Source organism: Synechocystis sp. PCC 6714 (assembly GCF_000478825.2).
In the GTDB taxonomy this organism is placed as follows: Bacteria; Cyanobacteriota; Cyanobacteriia; order Cyanobacteriales; family Microcystaceae; genus Synechocystis.
The window spans coordinates 1555615-1578302 of sequence record NZ_CP007542.1; the positions used below are offsets into that span (position 1 = coordinate 1555615).

At 47.8% G+C, this 22688-nt stretch carries 23 protein-coding genes; 9 read left to right on the plus strand and 14 right to left on the minus strand.

Features of this window, described 5'->3' with window-relative positions; all coding sequences use genetic code 11:
* Window positions 1-2 precede the first annotated feature (2 nt).
* A complete protein-coding gene (locus tag D082_RS06950; RefSeq protein WP_028948520.1) occupies window positions 3-875 on the minus strand; it encodes a reverse transcriptase-like protein in 873 nt (290 codons plus the stop codon).
* A 131-nt stretch (window positions 876-1006) separates the two neighbouring features.
* On the opposite strand from D082_RS06950, the gene D082_RS06955 reads away from it, so the two are divergent.
* The 6 genes from D082_RS06955 (at window position 1007) to cydB (ending at window position 6272) form a co-directional block, all read left to right on the plus strand.
* Window positions 1007-1690, plus strand: a complete 684-nt coding sequence (locus tag D082_RS06955; protein ID WP_028948521.1) for a class I SAM-dependent methyltransferase — start codon at window positions 1007-1009, stop codon at window positions 1688-1690.
* 236 nt (window positions 1691-1926) lie between these two features.
* The gene (locus tag D082_RS06960; RefSeq protein ID WP_028948522.1) at window positions 1927-2259 is read left to right on the plus strand and encodes a DUF6679 family protein; all 333 of its coding nucleotides are present in this window, start codon (window positions 1927-1929) and stop codon (window positions 2257-2259) included.
* A gap of 46 nt (window positions 2260-2305) precedes the next feature.
* Window positions 2306-2962: a signal peptidase I gene (lepB, locus tag D082_RS06965; RefSeq protein ID WP_028948523.1), complete on the plus strand. Its 657-nt coding sequence runs from the start codon at window positions 2306-2308 to the stop codon at window positions 2960-2962.
* A gap of 41 nt (window positions 2963-3003) precedes the next feature.
* The gene (locus D082_RS06970) at window positions 3004-3633 is read left to right on the plus strand and encodes a Uma2 family endonuclease (RefSeq protein ID WP_038530452.1); all 630 of its coding nucleotides are present in this window, start codon (window positions 3004-3006) and stop codon (window positions 3631-3633) included.
* A 162-nt stretch (window positions 3634-3795) separates the two neighbouring features.
* Entirely contained in the window at window positions 3796-5256 is a 1461-nt protein-coding gene (locus D082_RS06975) for a cytochrome ubiquinol oxidase subunit I (RefSeq protein ID WP_028948524.1), read from the plus strand.
* A gap of 5 nt (window positions 5257-5261) precedes the next feature.
* Complete coding sequence (gene cydB, locus D082_RS06980) at window positions 5262-6272, plus strand: cytochrome d ubiquinol oxidase subunit II (RefSeq protein ID WP_028948525.1); 1011 nt, start codon at window positions 5262-5264, stop codon at window positions 6270-6272.
* Here the strand turns inward: cydB and trmB are convergent.
* The 11 genes from trmB to psb30 form a co-directional block, all read right to left on the minus strand.
* Window positions 6269-6904, minus strand: coding sequence for a tRNA (guanosine(46)-N7)-methyltransferase TrmB (gene trmB, locus D082_RS06985; RefSeq protein ID WP_028948526.1), 636 nt, complete (start codon window positions 6902-6904; stop codon window positions 6269-6271). The genes cydB and trmB overlap by 4 nt on opposite strands.
* Window positions 6905-6938: 34 nt before the next feature.
* Window positions 6939-8192 (minus strand): acetate kinase, encoded by a 1254-nt coding sequence (locus tag D082_RS06990; protein WP_051738736.1) that lies wholly within the window; start codon window positions 8190-8192, stop codon window positions 6939-6941.
* Complete coding sequence (locus D082_RS06995) at window positions 8189-8929, minus strand: dienelactone hydrolase family protein (protein WP_028948527.1); 741 nt, start codon at window positions 8927-8929, stop codon at window positions 8189-8191. The genes D082_RS06990 and D082_RS06995 overlap by 4 nt, the downstream gene beginning before the upstream one ends.
* A 131-nt stretch (window positions 8930-9060) precedes the next feature.
* The gene (locus D082_RS07000) at window positions 9061-9429 is read right to left on the minus strand and encodes an HNH endonuclease signature motif containing protein (RefSeq protein WP_028948528.1); all 369 of its coding nucleotides are present in this window, start codon (window positions 9427-9429) and stop codon (window positions 9061-9063) included.
* Window positions 9416-9796, minus strand: coding sequence for a hypothetical protein (locus D082_RS07005; protein WP_193386681.1), 381 nt, complete (start codon window positions 9794-9796; stop codon window positions 9416-9418). Before D082_RS07005 ends, D082_RS07000 begins: the two co-directional genes overlap by 14 nt.
* Complete coding sequence (locus D082_RS07010) at window positions 9765-10244, minus strand: hypothetical protein (protein WP_028948530.1); 480 nt, start codon at window positions 10242-10244, stop codon at window positions 9765-9767. Before D082_RS07010 ends, D082_RS07005 begins: the two co-directional genes overlap by 32 nt.
* A gap of 139 nt (window positions 10245-10383) precedes the next feature.
* Window positions 10384-12243: a molybdate ABC transporter permease subunit gene (modB, locus tag D082_RS07015; RefSeq protein WP_028948531.1), complete on the minus strand. Its 1860-nt coding sequence runs from the start codon at window positions 12241-12243 to the stop codon at window positions 10384-10386.
* Between the two features lie 34 nt (window positions 12244-12277).
* On the minus strand, window positions 12278-12928 hold the full coding sequence (gene modA, locus D082_RS07020) for a molybdate ABC transporter substrate-binding protein (protein WP_238546875.1): 651 nt from the start codon (window positions 12926-12928) through the stop codon (window positions 12278-12280).
* 182 nt (window positions 12929-13110) lie between these two features.
* Entirely contained in the window at window positions 13111-15705 is a 2595-nt protein-coding gene (locus D082_RS07025; protein WP_028948533.1) for an O-antigen ligase family protein, read from the minus strand.
* A gap of 271 nt (window positions 15706-15976) precedes the next feature.
* Window positions 15977-16924, minus strand: a complete 948-nt coding sequence (locus tag D082_RS07030; protein ID WP_028948534.1) for a diguanylate cyclase domain-containing protein — start codon at window positions 16922-16924, stop codon at window positions 15977-15979.
* Window positions 16925-17104: 180 nt separating this feature from the next.
* A complete protein-coding gene (gene psb30 / locus D082_RS17700; protein WP_071880785.1) occupies window positions 17105-17224 on the minus strand; it encodes a photosystem II reaction center protein Ycf12/Psb30 in 120 nt (39 codons plus the stop codon).
* A 143-nt stretch (window positions 17225-17367) separates the two neighbouring features.
* Here psb30 and D082_RS07035 point away from each other — a divergent pair, with 143 nt between their 5' ends.
* Window positions 17368-17736, plus strand: coding sequence for a YkgJ family cysteine cluster protein (locus D082_RS07035; RefSeq protein WP_028948535.1), 369 nt, complete (start codon window positions 17368-17370; stop codon window positions 17734-17736).
* 99 nt (window positions 17737-17835) lie between these two features.
* Here D082_RS07035 and D082_RS07040 read toward each other — a convergent pair whose 3' ends face one another.
* Together D082_RS07040 and D082_RS07045 are read right to left on the minus strand one after the other, a co-directional pair.
* Window positions 17836-19092 carry a VWA domain-containing protein gene (locus D082_RS07040; RefSeq protein WP_028948536.1) on the minus strand — a complete coding sequence of 419 codons (1257 nt, stop codon included), beginning with the start codon at window positions 19090-19092 and terminating at the stop codon, window positions 17836-17838.
* An 82-nt stretch (window positions 19093-19174) separates the two neighbouring features.
* On the minus strand, window positions 19175-20251 hold the full coding sequence (locus tag D082_RS07045) for a RuBisCO accumulation factor 1 (protein WP_028948537.1): 1077 nt from the start codon (window positions 20249-20251) through the stop codon (window positions 19175-19177).
* 340 nt (window positions 20252-20591) lie between these two features.
* Here D082_RS07045 and D082_RS07050 point away from each other — a divergent pair, with 340 nt between their 5' ends.
* Window positions 20592-21980, plus strand: coding sequence for a ParA family protein (locus tag D082_RS07050; protein ID WP_028948538.1), 1389 nt, complete (start codon window positions 20592-20594; stop codon window positions 21978-21980).
* A complete protein-coding gene (locus tag D082_RS07055; RefSeq protein WP_028948539.1) occupies window positions 21980-22681 on the plus strand; it encodes a Rho termination factor N-terminal domain-containing protein in 702 nt (233 codons plus the stop codon). The genes D082_RS07050 and D082_RS07055 overlap by 1 nt, the downstream gene beginning before the upstream one ends.
* Window positions 22682-22688: the final 7 nt, after the last annotated feature.

A 22688-nucleotide genomic window follows, 5' to 3' on the forward strand; every position in this document is an offset into this window, starting at 1 on the left:
TTTCAATTTCCAGAGGTTTTGAGGCGGTCGGCGATCGCCGTGAGAAACTGATTGCTCAATTCCGGTAACTGAGCTAAATCCCTCATTAATCTAGTTTTGGCCCCCGGGGAAAGGTGCATAATCATGCTAACAATTTGCTGTACCGGATCCATCGCAGGCAATGTGTCTTTAACCTGGCTGGGCTCTTCCGGCTGGCGATCGCCATGGTCAGTGGCAAAGGGATCTACCGGGCTCGGGGCTGGAGGTCGGGGCAAAGGAGAATTGGAAAAACCGGGATCCGTAGGGGAAAAAACTTCCTCAACGGCAACCGCCCCTGGCTGTAATGGAGGGGGACTGGGGGGGGAAAACTCAATGTAACCGGGGTCGTGTTGGGTGTCGATAAACGCTCCATCTTTGGGGGGCAGAGGTTTTGGTTTGGCTAGTCCATTTACCCTGGGGAAATCCGTTGCCATGGCCAAACACTTTTGTACCATATGATAGGCCGGACGATTTTGAGTAAGGGGAATCCATTCCACCATCACCCGCTCAAATCCACTCATCACTGTCAAAACTTCTCGGTGCAGTTGACGCACAGTGGTCTGCCCAATTTCTTCTAGGCCATTGACCTGGTTAAATACCCTTTCGTCGTGGCCCTTGACCTCAATTTCCCGGATTCCCAATTGCCAGGCCTTTTGCAAACCGATGAGCAAAGCTTTGTAGGCGGCTTCCGTACTGCTAACGGAGGCAAGTAATTGTTTGACGCTGGTTCTTTTGCCTGTGGGCAATAACAGAATGGCCACTGCCGCTCCCCGGTCTTTTTTTCCTAGGGAATCTCCGGCATAAAACAAAATTGGCACACATTTACCTGTAATGCTGGGGGAAGGGGAATTAGCCATTGGTGCCGGTGTGTTTACTGATTGAATTAGGAACCCTATGCCCCACTGGGAAGTACAGACTAAGTATGCCCTTTGATTCCGCCATGGGAGGATGTCAGAATGACAGGGCAACTAATCGGAGTAATTAATCCATGTTGGAAAGAATCCTTGAGCCAGAGGTGATGGATACCGAAGCAGAGGCGCTGGACTACGATGCCATGGATTTTCGAGCAGTTAATCTCGCTTTTGCCGAGAGGGCTTGCCAATTGGGCCCAACCCGGGGCACGGTGTTAGACGCTGGTACTGGTACGGCCCGCATTCCCATTTTACTCGCCCAGCTACGTCCTGGATGGCAAATTACAGCCATTGATTTTGCCCGTTCCATGTTGGCGATCGCCAGGGAAAACGTCATTGATGCGGGGTGTGAAGCACAGATTTGCCTGGAATTTGTCGATGCCAAGCGGTTGCCCTATGCCAATGGTTCCTTTGACGGAGTGATTGCCAATAGCCTTTGTCACCATCTGCCCCGGCCGTTAGATTTTTTGCGGGAGGTGAAACGGGTACTGAAACCCCACGGTTTTCTATTAATTAGGGATTTAATTCGCCCGGAGTCCCAAGCAAGATTGGCCGAATTGGTAACGGCGATCGGTTCTGATTACAATGACCGGCAAAGGAAACTTTTTGCTGACTCTCTCCATGCTTCCCTCACCATAGCCGAAGTGCAAGACTATCTCGAGCAGTTGGGCTGGGGCGGAGATAATGGATCAAACTTTGCTCCCCGACTTTACCAATCTTCCGATCGCCATTGGACAGTGGAGAAGGCATTCCAAAATTAGACGGTGACACCACGGCGGGGATCTGACCAAGGGACCCAGGTTTCCACTGATTTGCGTTAAAATTCTCGTAAGTTTCTCCCACTGGGGATTTTTCTCTCGACCTGCATATGCTACTTTTTCTGGCCCATCTTTCGGCCCATCCGGCACCAACCTCCCACCAGTATTTCCCAAGACAGGCACCCTAAGGCTTTATTTCGCCCCGTTCTGTCCCCCCACTGCTATCTAGGAGCTTGCCCATGCTACACCGGAAAATCTATCAACTTTGTACCGATGGCCACGAGGTCAGTCTTTACCTAAGGGACCAACAAAGGTGGGTGGAAAATGCCAAAATTCTGACATTGGAGGGGGATTTAGTGACTTTCCGCTACGAGACGGAAGAGGAAGATGAGGTCTGTGCCTGGGAAGAAATGGTGCGCCTGGAAAGTATCGGCTCCGTTAACCGCAAGTTGGCTTCCGTTTCCCGCCTTGGTCATGAACTATTAATTTCCGAAGATTGTCCAGAAGCGGAACAGTTGCTGGCCCGATCGCCAAAGTTTCATCAGGAAGAGGAAGAGGAAGACTGCGACTAGACTGGAACAAGTTAAGATAAATTCCCCCACTTTTCCCGGCCCCACTATGACCGAAAATATTGTCCGCGAAACCACCAAAAAGAAGGAAAGCCCTCCGGAAAACACTTGGCTAGAATTGGGCAAAACCATGGTCACCGCGGTTATTCTGGCGATCGGTATTCGGACTTTTGTGGCCGAAGCTCGTTACATTCCCTCCTCCTCCATGGAGCCCACCCTCCAAATTAACGATCGCCTGATCATTGAAAAGATCAGTTACCGATTGCGGGACCCCGAGCGGGGGGAAATTGTAGTGTTTAACCCCACCGACGCCCTCAAGGAAAAAAATTTCCACGATGCCTTCATCAAGCGCATCATCGGCTTACCGGGGGACGAGGTTAGGGTTTCCCAGGGTAACGTTTACGTCAACGGAGAAATGCTGGACGAAGACTATATTGCCGCCCCCCCCAGCTACGAGTACGGCCCGGTGAAAGTGCCTGAAGATCAATATTTAGTGCTAGGGGATAACCGCAACAACAGCTACGATTCCCATTACTGGGGTTTTGTCCCTCGGGAAAAATTACTCGGCCGTGCCTTTGTCCGTTTTTGGCCCGTACCCCGTGTGGGTCTGCTCACGGATGATCCAGGACAGGAGCCATTGGAGATTAGCCCCCAAGCATCGGAGAGTCCGGCTGTTGCTCCCCAGGCCGTGCCCCAGGGCCGTTAGATTAGGATTAACCACCACCGTGCGGAGAGAATCAGATAATTATGACTATCCCCACCGTTGTCAAAACCGTTCAAACCTCTGCTCCCCAAACCTTTGACCAATTTTTGAAGCAGTGCCCCGAGGAAGGCCGCTTTGAATGGGTCAATGGAGAGATTATTGCAATGGTAAACACCCGCGAACACATCGACATTGCTGCCTTTCTCACCAAAATGCTTGATCGGGAAGTGGATCGGCTGGATCTCAATTACGTTGTCCGTCAAGAGGTTTATATTCGCACTCCGGTGACAAAGAAGAAAACCACAACCTACGGCCGCATACCCGATATTAGTGTAATTGATCGGGACCAATGGCGATCAAATCGTGGCACTTTGGGTGCTTTAACCGAGCCGATTCAGTTGGCAGTGGAAGTGGTTTCCAGTAATTGGGAAACGGATTATTTCGATAAATTGGACGAATATCAACGCCTTGGGATCAAAGAATACTGGATTGTTGACTATCTGGCGATCGGCAGTCGGGATATTTTGGGGGAACCCAAGCAACCCACCGTTTCCATTTATACCCTCAATGCCGAAGGGGTTTACGATTGCCAAGCTTTTCAGGGGCAAGAAACTCTAATATCCCCTACGTTTTCGGAACTGGCGCTAACCCCGGAGCAGATTTTCAACCCTTGATATAGACAATAGTGATTCGAAGAAGAAAAGGGGAATGTAGCTGATAATACAGAGACTTTCCCATTGGTTTCTGCTAGTTTTGGACAGGGGATAGAATGGGCAAAAACCTCTGTTTTTTTTAACTCTAACTATCAGGAAACCATTTAGGAGCATTCTTTGACAATGCAAGATTTTTTGAGTAATACGGTGGCATTGTCGCGGCTACAATTTGCCGTTACTGCCATTTTTCATATGCTCTGGCCGGTATTAACCACCGGTATGGGTATTTATTTAGTAATTATCGAAGGATTATGGCTCAAAACTCGTAATTTAGACTATTATCACCATGCTCGATTTTGGGCTCGGCTCTACGTTTTGAATTTTGGTATTGGGGTAGCCACCGGTTTACCCATGGCATTTCAATTTGGTCTCAACTGGGCCCCTTTTTCGGAATCCGTAGGGGATTTTTTCGGCACAGTGCTTGGGTTTGAGAGCACCATGGCCTTTATGCTCGAAGCTAGCTTTTTGGGCATTATGCTATTTGGTTGGGACCGAGTTCCCCCATTAATTCATTACCTTGCCACTATTTTGGTGGCCATTGGAGCCAATCTTTCCACCTTTTGGATTCTCTCAGCCAATTCCTGGTTACAAACCCCCGCCGGAGGCATTTTTGTTGACGGAAAATTTGTGGTGCAGGACTATTTTGCGGCGATCGCTAATCCGTTTATGGTCAACAGTTTCTTGCATATGTTTTTTGCCACCCTAGAAACCTCTATGTTTGTTATTGGGGGTATCAGTGCTTGGTGTATTCTCACCGGTCGTCAACCGCAATTTTTTGCCCGCTCTTTGCAGGTAATTTTAGTGGTGGTGATGGCGGTGGCCCCTCTGCAAATTTTCATTGGTCACCTAAGCGCAGAGCAGGTATCTGTCCACCAACCGGCTAAATTAGCGGCCATGGAAGCTCTGTGGGAAACGGTACCAGCCCAAACCCCAGCGGCTTGGAGTGTGGTAGCTCTACCCAATGATCAGGCCGAAAAAAATGATTGGGAACTGAGCATTCCCGGAGCATTGAGCTATATTTTGGAACTCAAACCCCAACTGGATAAACCCATTCAGGGCCTGAAGCAATGGGCCCCGGTTGATCGCCCCCGCATGGTGGGTTTAATTTACTATTCTTTCCGGATTATGGTGGCCATTGGACTATTCTTTGCGGCCTTGATGGCTATAACAGTAGTGCAATGGATACGGGGTAAACTGAGCCCAGAAACCATCAGCCAACAAAAATGGTTATTGCGGGCCTGGGTCTTCGCCGCCCCGTTGGGTTATTTAGCGGTGGAAACAGGTTGGATTGTCCGTTGCGTAGGCCGGCAACCCTGGATCGTTTATGGAGAAATGCGTACAGCGGAATCCGCTTCCAATTTGCCCCCCGGTGAAATTCTCTTTTCCTTAACGGGGCTGAGCGCAATGTACATTGTCTTTTTAATTGCCACTCTTTACTTTGGCAGTCGCATTATCCGCAACGGCCCCGACCTGAATTTGCCTGCTCCCCGGGGTTCGGAAGCTTCCCTTTGGGGCAATGTTACCAAGCACGCCACTGACCGCCGCCCCGCTGACATTGCTGAAGTTGTCGAAATTAAGGAGTAGGAACCATGGGGCCTTTAGAACCGCTACAACATTTTTTACCCCAGGTGTGGTTTTTCATTTTGGGGCTTTTCCTTTTTCTTTATGTCCTACTGGACGGCTTTGATCTGGGGGTGGGTATTTTATCCCTCACCGCTTCCACGGAGGAACGCCGCAGTATTCTCATGACCAGTTTGGGTAACGTTTGGGATGCCAACGAAACCTGGCTGGTTTTGATGGGGGGATCATTATTTGGCGCTTTTCCCCTGGCCTACGCCACCATTTTGAATGCCCTTTATTTACCCGCTGTAGTTATGGTGGTGGGTTTAATTCTCCGGGCTGTCTCGTTTGAGTTTCGGGAAAATGCCCATCGCAAATTGGTTTGGAATATTGCCTTTGGAGTAGGTAGTTTCCTGGCCGCATTGGGTCAAGGTTTTGCCCTCGGCAGTGTGTTTGAAGGCATTACCGTCGATGCCCAGGGACATTTTGCAGGCACCATGTGGGATTGGTTCACCTGGCGATCGGTCATTGTTGCCCTCACCCTCATCCAGGGCTATGTGCTGATCGGCTCCACCTATCTAATTTTGAAAACCGAAGGGGAATTGCAAAAAACCTACTTCAAAACGGCGACGATCGCCACTTGGACCACGTTAGCGGGGGCAGTGTTCATTACCGTTAGCACCCCAGCTTTTTCGGAAGAGGCCAGGGCCCAATTGTTTACCGCTCCGTTGGTGTATGTTTTTGCCGCCATTCCTTTACTGGGATTAGGGCTAATTGGGTTATTGTTGCGGAGTCTGTACCTGTGGGAAGAAAATACCCCTATTATCTGGACGTTTTTAGTCTTTTCCCTTTCCTTCATCGGTTTGGGCTTCATTATTTTTCCCAATATCATTCCCCCCAGTGTCACCATCTATGAAGCGGCGGCGGCCCCCAGTTCCCTGGTGTTTATGCTGACCTTCATCGGTTTTCTGATCCCCATTTTGCTGTTCTACAACATCTACAATTACCTGGTTTTTCGGGGAAAAATTGTCACCGACTAAGGAATTCGTTGCAATAAACAGCGGTATACCGGACGTTGCAAGTTAAAACAGGCAATTTCCCTTTCCGTGGGCACCCCCAGGGGATTTTCCTCCAGCCAGGGGGTTGCATGGGTGAACACAAAACTGCCATTTTCAGCAAAACGATCTTTCAGATCTTGGGCTACGGGTTCCACATCGGATTGGAGCAAAACTTCCCCTCCCGGAGGCAAAGCGTTGGCGATCGCCATGACCAGTTCCGGTTGCGCCACCCGGCGTTTATTGTGCCGTTGCTTAAACCAGGGGTCGGGAAATTGGATGCTGACCCGTTGCAGGGTGGGGGGCAAAGCGCAGAAGAATTTTTCTGGCTCCACGTTGATGTTGCCAAAGAGATAATGGAGATTTTTAAACCCCAGGCGATCGCCGGTTTCGTTGGCTTCCAACACCAGGGGTTGACGGATTTCCACCCCCAAAAAATTCCAATCGGGGTATTGCTGGGCCATTTTGAGGGGAAAGCGACCCCGGGCACAGCCAATGTCTAAATGTAATGGTCGGTAAACATTGTCGTAAACGGTGACCCAATCGGGACAGGCCAGCACCTGCCGATATTTTTCACTGAGGGGATTAACGTGTTGGCGGATGCGGACTCTAGCCAAGGAAATTTAGCCCAATACAACTGTGAGATCTAGTTTATTTTCTAATATTTTCCTCGGTTTTGAGATCTATTTCCTGCCGGTGCCACCAGTGCCAACAGTCCTGGGCGATCGCCCAATCTTCTTCCGTATGGATAATCACCACATTCACCGGGGAGTCGGGGGTAGAAATGACAGTATCCCTTGGCGATCGGTCGTTTAACTCTGGATCAAGTTTTAAACCTAAAAATTCAAACCCTTGGCAAACATCCGCCCGCACAGTGGTAGCATTTTCCCCCACCCCAGCGGTAAAAACTAACGTATCCAAACCTTCGAGGGAAGCGACCATTGCCCCCAAACAACGACGAAAACGATGGATATACATGGCATAGGCTAATTGGGCCTGGGCATTACCTTGGGCTTTGGCTTGCAAAATGGCGCGTAAATCCGCCGATCGCCCGGAAACTCCCAATAAACCGGATTTTTTATTTAAGGTGGTGTTGATTTCCGCTGGGGTTAAACCCTGGGTTTCTTGCAGAAATAGCACAATGGCTGGGTCAATGGAACCGCTGCGGGCCCCCATCATCAGTCCTTCTAGGGGAGTGAATCCCATGGTGGTATCGATGCTGACCCCATTTTTAATCGCCGTTAGGGAAGCTCCGTTGCCGATGTGACAGGTAATTAGTTTTAAATCCGCCAAGGGTTTACCTAAAATCTCCGCTGTTTTTTGGGCGCAATATTTATGGCTAGTGCCGTGGAATCCGTAGCGACGGATGCCCAAATTAGTCCAGGCTTGGGGAATGGCATATTCGGCGGCGGGGGCGGGAATGGTGCGGTGAAAAGCGGTGTCAAACACAGCAATCTGAGGCACTTCCCCCAACAGTGCGCTGATTGCTTCAATGCCCTCTAGGTGAGCAGGATTATGGGCTGGAGCCAGGGGAATTAAGTCTGCAATGGCCTGTTGCACTGCCGGAGTAATCAAAGTGGCTTCGGCATGATCCGTTCCTCCATGGACCACTCGATGGCCCACCAGGTCAATCTCTGCCAAACTTTTCAACACTGCATCATCCCCCGTTACCAGGGTGTCCAACATTCGGGCTATACCTTGTTGGCGATCGCCAGTTTCCAGAATGATCACTTGTTTTTGGCCAGCAGTTTCCACCGTTAACCGCCCCTGATTTGCCAACACCGTCCAATCAATGAAAGCCTCCCATAAGGGCTCCGGTATCGTCTCCGGTAGGTGATCGCCAGGAAGGTCATAGAGACAACTTTTTTGGCTACTGGAACCGGCGTTGAGAATCAGAAATTTCACGGCAATGCAGTTTGAAAGAGTTGTTTCACCTTTTGCCAAGCATCGGCGGCCGCTTCCGCGTTATAGCTGGCCCTTTGGTCACAGAAAAAGCCATGGTCCGCACCGGGGTAACGGAAGATTTTATGGTTCACCTGATACTTAGTCAGAGCTTGTTCGATCTGCTCCGTATCCGCCATGGGAATGCTGGCATCTTCCAAACCAAAGAAGGCGTATAAAGTACCCTGGATTTTATCGGTATAGGCAATGGGCGGTTCCGCTGACCCTGGGGCCCAATGGGGAATGCCCGCACCATAAAAGGATGCTGTGGCTTTGACTGTGGGTAAACTAGCCCCTAAATAGACGATCCAGCCGCCAAAACAAAAGCCAATTAATCCGACTCCGCCGGGTTTAGCACTGGGTAAACTCAACCCATAGGCAATGGTGGCTTCCAGGTCACTGAAAATTTCTGCGCTATTGGTTTGATCTTTGAGTTTTTTGCCCGCTTCAATGCTCTCTGGGGTGTAACCAGTTTCAAAGCCTGGAGCTTGGCGTTGGTAAATGGCCGGGGCGATCGCCACGTAACCTTCTTTAGCAATGCGTTCTGTCACGTCCCGGATATGGCTATTAACCCCGAAAATTTCTTGAAGCACAATCACTACAGGATATTGACCCACGGCCACTGGCTCGGCCAAATAGCCCGCAATTTGTAAATCTTGGTTAGGGATGGTGACCAGGGTGGTCTTGATATCAACAGTCATACACTACCCGGAAATAATAACTTCTAGCCTATCTCAGAATTTGTTTGGCCATCCCTATTTTTTCTCTTGACTCTTCTGACTTTGAAAAATTTTGTGGGTTTATCACCATAGACAGAGGTGTAAATGGGAATTTAAATTTCCTTGTCCGATGGACCTTTGCGTCTATTGCAGGGGGGACAAAGTAATTGTAAATTCTTCTCATCCACTGCTAAATGGGGATGGGTTTTAATTGGTTTAATATGATCTACTTCAAAATATTCTGGTTCTTGGTGGACAAAATCACAATTAGGATTGGCACACCGATATTTTTGCTTTTTGTGTTGTTCTCTCTTCCAAGTTTTACCGTCTTGGGAACTTCTCCATAAATTGAACTGATGGCGTGGAGAATAGTATTGATTAATACGTGCCACCCTGTCGTCAAGATTTGCTAAACCAGCCATGACTCTAGATTTAGCCATTCTGTATTGATAGTATAATTCCCGAAAATCATTTTTTTCCATAACGACCTTTTATTTCCTGGGATCTTCTTTCTAACTTAGCTATTTTTCTATTTATCTGGCTTGATTTGGCCATGATTTTTTGTGCTAAATTACCAATTTCTGAAATGTCATCACTTCCAAATTCCCCTTGGACTAAATTATCTAGGGTTGGCACCAAGATGTTTTTGACCTTTTTAAGGGAGTCTATTGTATTTTGTTTGATTCTCTTTTTGTTGAGGTAGTTATCTATGGACACAATAATTTCTTGGACGTTATAAGCATTGGCTCTTTTGATTTTTGTGATAGGGGTAAGTTGAGTAACAATTTGTTTGGTTACATATCTAGTTAACCCGAGATCAACCAACTGCTTTTGTGTTATTAATTCCATTTTTATCATCCTCATATGCTGAAATCATTGCTTCAACCCAGGGCTCAGGCTTTAAGCCTATATTTCTAGCAATACCATATAGTTTGACAATGAACTCCATCAGTAAACCTTCTTGGGCTTTAACTTCTTCTTTAAGATTAGAGATTTCTTCCACATGGTTTTGCTGGATTTCTTGAATTTCTTTTTTCCTTTTCGTCACCTCAGCTTTCTGGACCGCTTGTTTTCTTTGTCTATCCAATAAAACTTCCCCAGCAAAATCAGCTAATACAAGGGAAATAATGGCAATATCTTTATCTGTAATATCTTCTATGCCGTACTCGTGTCTGTAGTATTCTAAAGTGGATTGAAGATTGGAAAAATCAACATTTAGCTCCTGGTAGGCTCTTTTCGCGTCAGCCTTCGTCCATCCAAGCTTAGTGGCAAATTCAATTGCCTCATTTTTGTTCATAATCCCTCTCCCCTGAGTAATAGTTGTGACCTACAAGTTTACCCATTCCCTAGTTTAAACTAAAGTCGTTCCTTTTTCATAATCCCTCTGCCGACAATGGACGTAACATAAGAAACAATTGAACGATCTTTCCCACTGCTCAATCCGAGGTTAAAAGCATCAACCGCCGGGGATCTAGATGTACCAACCAAGGCTGGGGACAATGACGCAGGATTTCCCATTTTTCTTTGAAGACCTCCGCCTGCACATGGTAGTCGTCGGCATCAATGGCGGGAGTCCCCAACTTCAAATAGACCGTCATGCGATGGGGAGTTTCACTGGTCCAGGCCACCCAACCGGGAAAGACGTTAGTGGGGGATGGGTGTTGAGCAGAAGAATTCAAGAACTTAATTTGATGGGCCCGAATACCAATGTGGGTTTGCTGGGGATAAACGGGTTCCGTTGTTTGAAGAGTGCAATTCCATTCTAGGGCCCGGACTGTATGGCGATCGATGACTTGAATGGGAGAATAATTTTTGCAACCCGTTAGTTGGGCAATGCTTAGGGTACCAGGGCGATCGAAAATGGCTTGTTTGTTGCCCGCTGCCACCACTTGCCCTTGGCTGAGTACCAGTAATTGCTGGCAGAGTCGATAGGTTTCTTCCAAATTATGGCTAACGAACAGGGTGAATCCTTGATAACCGGAGAGGATTTTGAGCAATTGTTTTTCTAATTCATGGCGCAGATGGGTATCTAGGGCAGAAAAGGGCTCATCTAGTAACAAAATATTTGGTTCAGAAGCTAAGGCCCGGGCCAAAGCGACCCGCTGTTGTTGGCCACCGGATAGTTGATGGGGATAACGATCGCCCATGGCCTCCATTTGCACTAACCTCAGTTGTTCCTGGACCCGGGGTGATCGCCGTTGGGGAGGCAGGTGTCCCAGGGCAAAGGCAATATTCTCGGCCACTGTGAGATGGGGGAATAAGGCATAGTTTTGTGATACTAGGCCGACTTTACGCTCACGACTGGGTACATTAATACCCTGGTCAGAGTCAAATAAGGTGCGGCCGTTGAGGATAATCTTGCCCTGGGTGGGGGTTTCCAAGCCAGCAATACAACGGAGCGTCATACTTTTCCCGGAACCCGATGCCCCCAACAATCCCACCGTTTCCCCTTGGGCCATGAACGTTACATCTAAATTGAATTGTCCTAACTGTTTCTGAATATTTACCTGAATAGCCGGCTCGGCTTTGTCTGCATCTGACCAGGGAAGGGGATGACTTTTCCATCCAGTGCTTTGGGGGGCGATCGTTAAATACCCCGCCGATGGATTTCCTTGGGGCAGTTGACTCCGGGTTTTGCTCCCGTGCTGGCCCTGGACCACATTGACAGCCATGATGGCAGACAGGGAAATGACTAAAATAATGCCAACCCATAGCCAGGCCTGATCCATAGCCCCCGCTTCCACGGCAAAGTAGATGGCCATGGGGATGGTTTGGGTTTGTCCGGGAATATTGCCCGCCAGCATCAAAGTAGCGCCAAATTCCCCCAGGGAACGCGCAAAGGCTAGGGTTGTACCCGCTAAAAGGCCGGGCATGGAAAGGGGCAGTAAAACCCGCCAAAAAATGTATTTTTTAGAAGCTCCTAGGGTTTGGGCCACCTGTAGAAGATGGGGGTCCACCTGCTCAAATGCCCCCAATGCGGTTTTGTACATCAAGGGAAAGGAAACAACAGTGGCGGTAATTACAGCGGCGTACCAGGTGAAGACGATGGTGACATCGAACTGGGCCATAATTTTTCCCAGCGGGGAATTTTTACCCAACAATAACAACAGCAAAAAGCCAACTACGGTGGGGGGAAGAATTAAAGGGGCGATGAAAATGCTATCTATTACCGATTTCCACGGACTCCGATCGCCTAACATCCAATGGGCCGCCGCAATGCCAAGCAGGAAGGTGACCATGGTGGCCAAGCTTGCAGTTTTGAGGGAAATCCAAAGGGGAGTTAGGTCGGTGACCATGATGGGAGGATATAGGGCAATTTCACGGATGGCCTTATTCGCTTGGACTAAAACCATATTGACTAAAAACGTTCTGGGCCGCCTTACTAGTAAGAAATTTGCTATAGATCTGGGCCGCTTCTGGGTGGACGCTGGCAGCCATGACGGCGATCGGATAAACGATGGGAGTGTGTAAATCAGCCGGGGCCGTGGTCACCGTGGTTACCTGAGCAGAAATTTGGGCATCGGTGGCGTAAACAATCCCAGCATCGGCATTGCCACTCTCAACGGTGCTTAAAACATTCCTCACTGAGTTGCCATAGACAAATTTGGGCTTTAACTGGGGCAAAATACCTAGATTGGTGAACACTTCCACCCCATACTGTCCGGCGGGAACACTGCGGGGTTCTCCCAGGGAAATGCGCTTAACGGCAGGATCGGTTAGTTGCCGAAATTCTCTGATTTTTAAGGTGGAGTCCTGGGGCACAACCAACACCAGGCTATTGCTGAGTAAATTACGACGGGTATCCTTGAGGATTAAATTTTTGCCCTGCAAAGCATCCATATGTTTAGGGGCGGCGGAAATAAACAGGTCAACGGTGGCCCCCTGCTCAATTTGCCGTTGCAGTGTGCCAGAAGCGGCAAAGTTATAGTTCACCTCAATGGTGGGGTGGGCTGATGCAAAAGTGGGATCTAAGGCTTCCATGGCAGTTTGCAAACTGGCCGCCGCTGAAACGGTCAGCCTAATTGTTTCCGTCGTTGCTGGGGCAGAAGTTTCCAGATCAGGAGATGAGGAATTTAGTTGGTAAAGCGCTCCAAGCATTAATAGGACCACCGGGGCCAGTAGCCAAAACGAAGCCAGTTTCCTCGGTTGCATACTTAAAATAATTAAACTTTGGCGATCGCCTGCCAGAGTTCTTGTCGCAAAGGCTGGAGGTTATTGTCCAAGGCTGGGGCGAGGATGGGGGAGGGAAACATAAACGGAAACCAGGTTACGAGGGGGAGATTCTCCGTCACTTGGTAAAAGTCGCTGGGGTTGGGGCCGTCAATGTGGCGCAGATTAACCCCAAAGCCTAATCTTTGGCGACGGTACTGGAGTATGGGAGCGTAATCCCTGAGCCAAGTGTAAAAGTCCGGTGCTTCCCGCAGGGAACCTAGGGTTTGTTGCAGTAACGGTTCCGGCATGGGCGTTTCACTGACCTGGAACCAAGCTTGATTAATCAATTCCTGGGCTTGGGCTGGATTTTGCCAAGCCTGTACCACTTTGGCCGCCGGCTCGGACAACAGGGGAAAATATTCTTCAATGCGCTCTGGATTTTTGCTCAATGCCAGTAAAGCCTGACTCTGGCGATCGCCAACTTGGGTTAACTCCCCCTCCGCCTGGGGAAATTGTCCTAACCACCAATAAATTCCTCCCTGAATTTTTCGCAGTAGGGTTTGAAAATCAGCATCAGCTTGGTTTTCCTGCCGTAGTTGGTGCAGGGTTGACTGTATTTTTTCAATTAACGGAGGGTAGAGTCGAGCAAAATTGGGACCTCGCCAAAGGGGATTCGTGATAAAGAGGGGGTCCCGCAAACACTCCAAACTAAAGGCCGTGATGGCTAAGTCCAACTTTTGTTGCACCAACAGGCTCAGCCCTAAGCCAAAAAATACGCCCCGTTTAGCCGGCACCAGCTGACTTGCGGTGGCAAAGGCTTGACTTGCTTGGCTGGGATTTTGCCCCAGTGCCAACCAGCCCAAATTGTTATGGGTAAATTCCTGGTGGGGAGAAACTTCCCCACTCCGTTCAAAGGCGGCGATCGCCTTAGTGACCAATTCCTGGCGTTGTTGGGGATCTGCCGTGGTCAAAGCAATATTGCCCAAATTCCAGCCCAACTGGGTGGGGTAATAGGCTTCCCAGGGGGCCAGATTTTCCGCTTGGGAAAGGTAATCGGTGAAAGCCGGTATGTTCTTTGCGGCTAAAGCTCGGAAGGCTGTTTCCGATAATTGCCAAGCCCGCAAAATGGGAAATAACCAAATGGCGATCGCCAACAGTAAAGCAATGCCAGCAAAGAACAATGGCCGGGCAAAACGATGGGGTTTGGGAATTTCCTGTTGAGGCGGCCAAAGTTGCAGTAAACAGGCGAGATAAATAACAATAACGCCGCTGATGCAAATATTATCTAGTTGATAGTCCGTTAAACTGGTTACTCCGTAGGCTAATAGGGCACTGGTGAGGGTCCAAATTAGAATTTTTCTTAACTGATTATCCTTATCGACACTTTTAACTTGGATATCCCCAACGGTTTTGCTTATTTTTAAACTACAAATCAATTGCCAAATTAAACCAGTGGTTAACAGTGAAGGAATTAAGATGCCCCAAATTCCCAATTCCGCAAATAGTTGGGCTGGGGTGGAGTGCAATTGGTAAATAAATTCCGATTCCCGTCCCGCCCATGCTGGCCGATAAAGTTGGTATTGCAGAGGTACATTCCCCAAACCAATGCCAGTCCAAGGATGGGCTGAACCCATGCGCCAACCAATCTCAAAATTGATTAAACGATAGGCAAACTGCCCCGACCCTTGCCCCTCCATAATGCCAGTAAAACTGCTGAGCAAACGGTCATTGGTGCCAATGAAAAATCCCACCATGGCGATCGCCACACCGCCTAGGCCCAAACACCATGGCCAGGGTAATTGACGGAGCAGAGCAATGCCGATAATAGCAAGGAATAATAAAGTGGCTAGACCCAACAATCCTCCCCGGGAACTGGTGGTGTAAAAATCAATTAAGCCCAGTAATAAACCAGTGGCCCAAAACCAACGTTTTTTGCCTTCATTCAACCAGGTTAAAACACTCAACAAAGGCAAAATTAAGACCAAATAGCCCGCCACATAATTTTGGTGACCAATGGGAGCCCAATTCTGCAATTCCAACACCCCAAAGCTAAAGGTTTTGCTAACGCCCATTTCCCTGGCGATCGCCGCCGTTTGCCAGAAAGGAATTAGGGTTTGGGTCAACCACAGCAAGAGGCTAATAATGATAAAGGTAAAGCCTAAATAGCCTTGAAAAGTCAATACTTTGTTAATGGTTACCAGGGGTTTGGGTTGAACTTTTAGCCAGCTTCTTAGGCCATATAAACCGGCCAGAAAAGCCAAAAATATCCAGCCATACCAACGGGACTGTTGGGGAAAATCCGCCGCCAAAACATTGATAATTACGGTGATCGCCGCCCCCAATCCTAACCAATCAGCCCCCATGCCCAGGGGAACTAGACGTTTGTTTTGCCCCATTTGCCACAGGTACCAGAGAACTATCAACCCCAGCCAAGTCTGCCAAATAAATACCCATGGCCAACCCACCATCAAGCTATTGCCGTTGGGCAACAGGGTAAACAAGGCATACAGTAGGGCGGTCAGTAACCCTAGCAATCGTCCTGGATTACTAACGGGGGCCGCTGGGGAAGGAGAACTAACAACAGGGGAAGGAGCATCGGCGGCCATGGAAAGCAAAACTCAGAGGAAAACACCTTTCCCATTTTGCCCTCTTCTTAGAAAAAAACCGCCCCGGAGGACGGTAATCAGATTTTCGTGTGTGAGGAGGAAATCGCGTCGAGTTCTGCTTATTTCTTGACCTCACTGTATCTACGATTCTAAACCAAAATTTAGGGCCCTCAACTCACCCGATTGAGTGAATCGTGGCGATCGCCTGGGGGCCATGGCCACTGCCGGATCGATGGTTCAACCGAGATCAGCAAGTTGTGGGAAGCCTGTTTCAAAAGTGTTCAACCTCCATCTTAACCCTTAATTTTTTCTTTTCTTGGGCTTCGGATATCGCCGTCTGCACCGCATCGAGGAGTCCTGTTTGGGGGGAGCGCTCCCCAATGCCTATGTCCACCGTAATCTTGCCTTGCTCAAAGCCTAAGGCTAACCTTTCCCGAATAAAATCCGCCTGGCTGATATGGCACTCAATGCAAAGGATGGCAAATTCCCTTTCCCCAATGCGGGCACAGAAGTCGTCTTGGCGACAAATGGTTTTGATAATTTTGGCAGACCGTTGCACAATCAAGTCATTAATGGGCTCTTTTGCCTGGGGCTTCGCCGCTTCCACATTAACGATAATTACACTCACTGGGAAGCCAAATTTCTGGCAACGAATCTCCTCGCTGCCCAACAACTTTTCCCAACCGGAGCGGCTATAAAACCCAGTGGTTCCATCCTGTTCCCTCAGAAGTTGTTGATACTCTTCCCGTCGGGAAGTTATTTCTGCTTTGAGGAAAAAATCTAGGATGGTACTCAGCAATTGGGCGATGAGCTCCACCAAAGGCAACTCGTCCACCAGGCTGTCGGGCTGAACTTCGGGATCAATGGCACAGAGGGTACCAAACAGGGAACCGTTGCCATAGGTAATGGGCACCCCCACATAGGCGCCAATGTCCACCTGTTGACCAATGGGGGCATCGCGATAGGCCTCGATCAAATTTGATTGGGGGGCAATGTTGGGCCCTTCTCCCCTCACCATGCGGGAGCAAAACGAATCGGCCCAATGGAACACATCCCCCTGTTTGACTCCGTAGCCATTATCCTTAGCCTGGAGCACGATCCAATCGTCCATTTCTGTACGGGTAATCATCCACAGGGACAATCCCATCCGTTGGTGGAGATAGGTCAATGCCGCCTGGGCCGCACTATCAAAATCAGCAAAGGAGTTGGTGGTGAACATTGGTTGGTCAGCGCCCTAGGATTGGTCAGCGTGTTCTGATGATCTGGGAAGTTTGAATATTTAAATATTCGTTTAAAATAGTCCGCAATATTTATCCCCGACCTCTATTCTATCCATGGGGGCCAAAAAAAACCTCCCCACAGGAAGGTTGATCGCCCCAGCGGGCCAGGTTGGGATGGCCTACAGATCGCCGCCCCGAAAAGCCAAAACAAAAACAACTGCCGGGCCGGCAATGACGATGAGGCCAAGGAAAGTTAACTGAAAAATAGGTTCTAAATTGAGGGCGGCTAATAATTCCATAATTTCTCCTGTTAAAAATTGCTGGCTAGACTCAAGGCAAGCAAAGATAATAAAACCAATGTCTATAATAGCTGGGTTGGTTTCGTCCCCAGGACTTGCCGTTACAAAAATACATAAAGTTATGTAAAGAAAGGAGTCTGCCCATGGCAACTTGGTATTGTATGGAGGGGTGTGGCGCCTGTTGTAATCTCACCCCGGAAGATCGGCCGGATTTAGACCAATATCTCACCCCGGAGGAATTAAACCTTTACCTCAGTTTGGTGGGGGAAGATGGTTGGTGCATTAATTACAACCATGGCGATCGCCTCTGTGAAATTTATCCAGACCGACCTAGTTTTTGTCGGGTAAAACCAGATAATTTTGCCCGTATGTTTGCCGTTGCTCCGGCGGAGTTTGATGAGTTTGCTCACCATTGTTGCGAAGAACAAATAGAGGGGGTTTATGGTCCCCGGAGCCTAGAGCTAAAGCGCTATCAAAAAGGATTAGCTAAGGTGGCCAGTGCCCCGGCATAGATTGGAGTAGCAAGGAAAAACCAAGACTCACCCTGGTTGGGAACAGTTTTTTCTCAATATTTCAAACAATTGTGTTAATGCAAATATACCAAGCGATCATCAGCCGTCACCCTGGGGGGCTTGGAGGGTGGTTTTGCTGACCATGCGGGTCTTTTTCCGATCGCCTTCAGACAAATCTTCCCCGGATTGAAGTCTGGTGGCATTGGTTTGTAGAATAGTAGCTCCGTTTTTGTCCCCCATTTGCAGAGCGGTTTTGGCGGCGGTTTGGAGCATGGTGGCCGCCCCTTGGCGATCGCCGGCTTTGAGTTTGGTTTCGGCAATCTGGGTCTGACGATATTTAGCCAGGGTGAGAATGGATTCCTGGACCTGGGCATCGGTGCTGGGTTGGTACTGGGTTTGTACCTGAATGGTCAAGGGCAACGGGTCGGAAAGTAGATTAGTTTGTCCTGATGCAGGATCGTCGTAGCGGATTTTTACTTGGCCGATGACGTGGCGGCCCGGGGGCAATTGGTCTAGGTAAAGGTTGAGTAGTAAGACCCTTTCCTGGTCGGTCATCAAATCCCCCAGACGCACTTCCCAGGTTTGCCCTTGGCTTTGTACGGTTAAATCCATGGTTTCTGGGGAGACCTGGGCCACGGGTTTGACGGTGGCGAGATGGGCTTGGGGCGCTAATTCCAGCAGGAGATGGCCATTGGTTAGTCCCACACTGCTCATGCGTTGGAACAGTTGACGAAAGGTATGCAATGCTTCGTTGGGATTTTCGATATAGCTCAAACTGCCCTGGGCCGATGCGGCGATCGCTTCCAATACGTCCTGGTTCCAATGGTCGCCAAAACCAAGGGTATGGACTGTTAATTTATAGTCCGATGCGACGGTGCCCAATTTCAGACAACGGTCATTATCCCCATGCTCATTTTCCCCATCGGTAAGCAGAAAAATGTGGGAAACCCGGTCTTCCTTACCTTTAGCTGCTTCCTGAATACCCAGTTTTAGCCCCTCATCAATGGCGGTGCCCCCTTCCGCTTTTAACTTTTCAATTGCTTTGGCGATCGCCGCTCCGTTCCGCACCTGTTGATTTTCAATGACAATTTTGGCCCGATGGTCGAAGGCAATGACCGCAAGACGATCCTCTTCCCCCAGGCGATCGATTAACCCCAAGGCCGCACTTTTGACCGTTTCCAGGGGTTGGCCATCCATGGAACCGCTGTGGTCTAATACCAAGCACAAATTCAGGGGCAACCGGCGATCATGGTCGTCCGCTTTGGCCGCCACAGCTATCCGCAACTGCCGCTGACTGGTGGGGGCCCCAGCATCCAAATTCTGGTCACTTAACAGCAAGGAAAGGTCGATACGCATGGGGAGCAACTGAAACTTTTCCCTTTAGCTTACTGCAAGATTTTTGGCTCTGGGATGTTCTCCTGATGGGCAAACCGCCAGTCTAATCATCCATTTGCCAGGGTTCCCGGAGGTTGTTGGCATCGAAAATTTTCTTCGGTCGCAGTACCAACACCACCTGGGCTAAGATCTCCCTTTCCGGCTCCGTTTCGCACCATTGAATGCCCACACTTTCCCCTTGGCTGAGCAGAAAATAACTGCCATCATTCCAAGTTTTTTTGCTGCGATCCACCACCACTAAAACCTGTTCATCCTTACGGGCTAGGGATTCCGACACTTCCCCCGCTTGGCAGAAAATAGCCACCGGATCTTCGGCGGTCAAAATTGCTTGCCACTGAGGCACCGGCACCACCGCTCCATTTCCTTGGTAATGCACCATCCCAAAGGGTTCTTGTTGCTCCAAAGGCTGAACTATTTGCACTTCTTCGGGCTGGAGGGGAAAAGTTCCCGCCACTGGAATGAGTCGGGCCGCTTCCTGGTCTTCCTCAAGGCGAAACACCGGCACCAGGGGAGCTTTACGGCTGGGCTGGGCAGTTAAATCGCTGAGTAATTTTTCGATCGCCTGCCGGGCGCTGGGGGAATGGGCAAATTTCAATCCTTTAACAATTAAACGGGTTCTTTCTGGTAAGTTCTTTTTTTGCCGGGCCAATTTCCAACACTGATAGGCCAATGCGTCCCCGGGATGGTCAGTAAAACCTTCCGGCAGTTGAGACAGGTAACCAAATTCCTGAAATGCTTTGGCCAATTCCTTTGCTTCATCGGCGGCCAAGTTTTTCTGTTGGGCCTCCACTGCGGCGATCGCCCGTTGTTGGTGGTTAAGGATGCGTAGCTCGTAGAGCACATCGCTTTTGGGGCCACGGAAATAGGCCAATATCGCTTCATCGGTACCTTGTTTGACCAGACTTTCATAGACCTGGCTGGCCACAATGACCAAATTTTGTTGCACTTTTTGGAAGCCGGACTGCTCAAAAATTTCCTCGGCACCGTAACCGGACTTCTGCAATTGCTGACATTTTTTCCCCCAATCCACCCAGGTCCCCTCTTTATGCAACAGGGAACGGATCAGTTCAGCGGCTTCGGTGGCGCTCAAAGTCGGATTGGATTCAGGGGAATGGGTCATTTTTAGCTAAAAATCTGGGCAGTTAAATTAGTCTACTTTCATTATCCGGCGTACCAGGAACGTTAAACCTATACATAAAACTTAACATTGTGCTGGATGGAAACCCTGACCATAGCCGGGGAGAGAATCTCTCCAGACCTAAAAAATAAATTTATAATTTACAAATTTTTATAGTCTTTTTGAGTTACTATAATTTCTAAACTTATGAATACTCGTTTGAATTAGTTCGGGGCATGGATGTGCATGATTTTTCCCCTCAGCTTTCCTTGTAAATTACAAAAAACTATTTTTGATGCTAACAAGATCCCCAATCAACTAACCTTCACACTCAATTAGTACAATGTCCGATTCATCTCTTAAACAAGCTTTATCCAATCTTCCACCAATGGCCTACGAAGCTGACATAGTAGGGCGTCTGATTATTCCAGAAATGATGGCCAAGTGGAACTTTTCCTATTCAGATGGCGAAGTTGTACAACAATATAAAGTTGGTAATGGCTTACAATTTGTTGATGTTGCAGGCAGAAAAAATTACGGCGAAGATATTTTTTCTCACACATTGAACGAAGCGGAAATAATTGTTGAAATTAAACGTAACACAGTAGATTTAAGTTCAAACAGTAAAAGTTACCTAGCGGCTGTGGCCCAACTCAAGAGATATTTGGACCCCAGTGCAACCAACTGTAAAAAAGTAAAGTGGGGAATAATAACGAATGGTAGGCATATTCAACTTTTTCGTCGTCACGGTAGAACAGTTTATCCCTTCACAACTAACATCGAATTAACGCCGGACAATATTGATCAAACAGTTAACCTAATCGGTCAATATATGAAAACTAACCGTCGAGCTTTAACGGTTGCTTTATACAATAATAAAGGGGGAGTAGGGAAAACAACGACGGCTATTAATTTAGCAGGAACTCTTTGCATTCCTGAGCCTGAAGGTTATGCAAAAAGAGTTTTATTGGTTGACTTTGATCCAAATCAAAAAGATTTGACTGATTTGCTCAAAATAGAACCAAGTAAAATAAGACTATCTGAATATTTTGAAGATTTCAAGAATGACAAGATCAATAAACAAAACATTATTTCCAAATATAAAATTAAACTGAAAAACTCAAAGTTTTATAACTGTTTTGATGTTCTCCCTGCTGACGATAGTTTTTTAGGTAAAGCTTCCCATGAATTACTCAAGCAGAAAAAAGGCATCTTGAGAAGCATAATTTCTCAGTTTGTCGACGATTACGATTACATTATCATTGATGCTCCGCCAGGAGATAATTACTTTACTAGGGAAGCTATTGTCGCCGCTGATGTGATTTTAATGCCATCAAAACATAACAGCATTAGCTCTTTTAAAAATGCCGCAATGGCCATAAGACAAATTTTGCCCCAATTGGGCAGTGAAAGAAGAGCATTTAATCCAGAATTAGCCGATCCGACACCATTATCTATCTTTTTCAACGGTGAAAATATAACGGAGGCATCTAAAAAGCAAGCTCAACAAGCAATTCAGGAGATAATCGAAATGGTTAAATTGGAAGACCAAATTGATTTAACCAGTTTTTTCTTCCCTAAATTAACTGATGCCCAGGAAGATAAAACAATTTTTACGATTCCTAACTATGCTTATATTTCATCCATAGCATTTTCCTATCGCCCTGCTGTCTTTACCAGCAAAGTTGCTCGCAGTCATTACAAACAATTAATTGAGGAGTACTTTATCTAATGAAACAGGAAATTGGCGCCTTACTGCATCTTGATATTGACGAAATTGAACCACTTTTTCCAACGAAAGCCCATCAATTTTTAGTTGCAAAAGCGGCAGAATCAATTAATCTTTGTGGGGGAAGAAATTGGATTCCTTTAGTTGTTAAGCAAACGGGAGAAAGTAGCTTTGTCGCCGTTGCCAATATTTTTACTTTAGCGGCGGTGAGGGAAGCAGGGTTAAGAAAGATTTGGTGCATTGTTGCTAACAACAATGAGTTTGTACAGCAATCGTCTCAGCTTTTAACCAAGGAAATTGTCCCCAAAGTAAACTTAACAACAGCGAGTAGGGATGAAATTAAGCTTGCCCTTGACTATTTAGTTAATCGTCCTATCAATCCTTTATCTGGTGTAAAAGTTGCCCTTGCACTAGATAAAATAGCCAATGCTGACCGTCAATATTGGCAAGAAAATCTTAAGGATATCGTTGCCCTTAAATGCGGCATAACTAATGGCAAAAAATTGGATATTTTCAAAGAGGTTTTTTACACTATTCCTGAAATTCGTGTTATCTCTAATGAAGAAACAGAATCGCCAGATGATTTAAGAACATTAACTACAGCCCAACTCAAAAAAATCGCAAGGGAGAGAGGATATTCTGGTTACTCGAAGATGAAAAAAGCCGAGTTACTGATTTTATTAGCCGATATCAACGGGTCATAAATTATGA

What these genes read in the sequence shown, in the direction of transcription:
- modB (WP_028948531.1), bottom strand. Translation starts at nt 12,243, where the DNA reads ATGGTCACCGACCTAACTCCCCTTTGGATTTCCCTCAAAACTGCAAGC.
- D082_RS07045 (WP_028948537.1), bottom strand. Translation starts at nt 20,251, where the DNA reads ATGACCCATTCCCCTGAATCCAATCCGACTTTGAGCGCCACCGAAGCC.
- D082_RS07035 (WP_028948535.1), top strand. Translation starts at nt 17,368, where the DNA reads ATGGCAACTTGGTATTGTATGGAGGGGTGTGGCGCCTGTTGTAATCTC.
- psb30 (WP_071880785.1), bottom strand. Translation starts at nt 17,224, where the DNA reads ATGGAATTATTAGCCGCCCTCAATTTAGAACCTATTTTTCAGTTAACT.
- cydB (WP_028948525.1), top strand. Translation starts at nt 5,262, where the DNA reads ATGGGGCCTTTAGAACCGCTACAACATTTTTTACCCCAGGTGTGGTTT.
- D082_RS07000 (WP_028948528.1), bottom strand. Translation starts at nt 9,429, where the DNA reads ATGGAAAAAAATGATTTTCGGGAATTATACTATCAATACAGAATGGCT.
- D082_RS07005 (WP_193386681.1), bottom strand. Translation starts at nt 9,796, where the DNA reads ATGGAATTAATAACACAAAAGCAGTTGGTTGATCTCGGGTTAACTAGA.
- D082_RS07050 (WP_028948538.1), top strand. Translation starts at nt 20,592, where the DNA reads ATGTCCGATTCATCTCTTAAACAAGCTTTATCCAATCTTCCACCAATG.
- D082_RS06975 (WP_028948524.1), top strand. Translation starts at nt 3,796, where the DNA reads ATGCAAGATTTTTTGAGTAATACGGTGGCATTGTCGCGGCTACAATTT.
- D082_RS07040 (WP_028948536.1), bottom strand. Translation starts at nt 19,092, where the DNA reads ATGCGTATCGACCTTTCCTTGCTGTTAAGTGACCAGAATTTGGATGCT.
- D082_RS06960 (WP_028948522.1), top strand. Translation starts at nt 1,927, where the DNA reads ATGCTACACCGGAAAATCTATCAACTTTGTACCGATGGCCACGAGGTC.
- D082_RS06995 (WP_028948527.1), bottom strand. Translation starts at nt 8,929, where the DNA reads ATGACTGTTGATATCAAGACCACCCTGGTCACCATCCCTAACCAAGAT.
- D082_RS06955 (WP_028948521.1), top strand. Translation starts at nt 1,007, where the DNA reads ATGTTGGAAAGAATCCTTGAGCCAGAGGTGATGGATACCGAAGCAGAG.
- D082_RS06970 (WP_038530452.1), top strand. Translation starts at nt 3,004, where the DNA reads ATGACTATCCCCACCGTTGTCAAAACCGTTCAAACCTCTGCTCCCCAA.
- lepB (WP_028948523.1), top strand. Translation starts at nt 2,306, where the DNA reads ATGACCGAAAATATTGTCCGCGAAACCACCAAAAAGAAGGAAAGCCCT.
- D082_RS07010 (WP_028948530.1), bottom strand. Translation starts at nt 10,244, where the DNA reads ATGAACAAAAATGAGGCAATTGAATTTGCCACTAAGCTTGGATGGACG.
- D082_RS07030 (WP_028948534.1), bottom strand. Translation starts at nt 16,924, where the DNA reads ATGTTCACCACCAACTCCTTTGCTGATTTTGATAGTGCGGCCCAGGCG.
- D082_RS07055 (WP_028948539.1), top strand. Translation starts at nt 21,980, where the DNA reads ATGAAACAGGAAATTGGCGCCTTACTGCATCTTGATATTGACGAAATT.
- D082_RS07025 (WP_028948533.1), bottom strand. Translation starts at nt 15,705, where the DNA reads ATGGCCGCCGATGCTCCTTCCCCTGTTGTTAGTTCTCCTTCCCCAGCG.
- modA (WP_238546875.1), bottom strand. Translation starts at nt 12,928, where the DNA reads ATGGAAGCCTTAGATCCCACTTTTGCATCAGCCCACCCCACCATTGAG.
- D082_RS06950 (WP_028948520.1), bottom strand. Translation starts at nt 875, where the DNA reads ATGGCTAATTCCCCTTCCCCCAGCATTACAGGTAAATGTGTGCCAATT.